Source organism: Hymenobacter glacialis (genome assembly GCF_001816165.1).
GTDB classification, from domain to species: Bacteria; Bacteroidota; Bacteroidia; order Cytophagales; family Hymenobacteraceae; genus Hymenobacter; species Hymenobacter glacialis.
Genome location: NZ_MDZC01000114.1, coordinates 1 through 813, shown reverse-complemented (window position 1 = coordinate 813; position 813 = coordinate 1). Strand labels below are relative to the sequence as shown.

Here is an 813-nt window from a genome sequence, read left to right as displayed (position 1 = left end):
CTAGAGCGTGAGGACAATTACCTTCGAGCAAACCCAAGTTAGCTTATGCGTCGTCACGAAATAACGGACCGGCAGTGGACGGTGGTTGCACCCCTGCTTTCGGGTAAGGCGACCGACTGCGGGGTTACGGCCAACGATAATCGGCTGTTTTTCAATGCCGTCGTGTGGCTCATGCGCACCGGGGTGCCGTGGGCCGACCTGCCCGAGCGCTTCGGCAAGCCGAATTCGGTCTGCCGTCGCTTCCGCCGATTGGCGCAAAAGGGCGTGTGGGAGGCCTTGTTTGAGGCCCTAAAAGCCCCGGAGTTGGAGTGGGTCATGCTCGATTCCACCATTTTACGGGCCCATCAGCACTCGGCGGGCCAAAAAAAAGCGCCCCCGCCGCTGAATGCCTGGGTCGTAGCCGGGGCGGAATGAGCACCAAAATCCACGCCTGCACCGATGCGCTGGGCAATGCCGTGCGCCTGCTGGCCACCGAAGGACAGGCAGGGGATTGCCCCCAGACCTTGCCCTTGCTCAACGGCTTGCGGCCGGGAAAAGTCTTGGCGGACACGGCCTATGATAGCGACGAAAACCGCGCTTATTGTGCGGAGCACGGCATCGAGGCCGTGATTCCCAGCCACCCCGGACGGGTGAAGCCGGCGGAAATGGACGAAGAAATCTACCGGGACCGTAACAAAATCGAACGCTTTTTTGGCCGTCTCAAACAGTACCGGCGCCTGGCCACCCGCTACGAAAAAACCGTTGTGTCTTTCTTAGCCTTCTGGCACGTGGCCGCCGCACTCGATTGGTTGCGCTGATTGTCCTCACGCTCTA

Annotated in this window: 1 pseudogene; it reads left to right on the top strand. The window is 60.5% G+C overall.

From position 1 onward, the window contains the following. Window positions 1-72: 72 nt before the first annotated feature. A pseudogene (locus BEN48_RS16385) lies at window positions 73-794 on the top strand (transposase); the annotation flags it as partial. Between the last annotated feature and the right edge of the window lie 19 nt (window positions 795-813).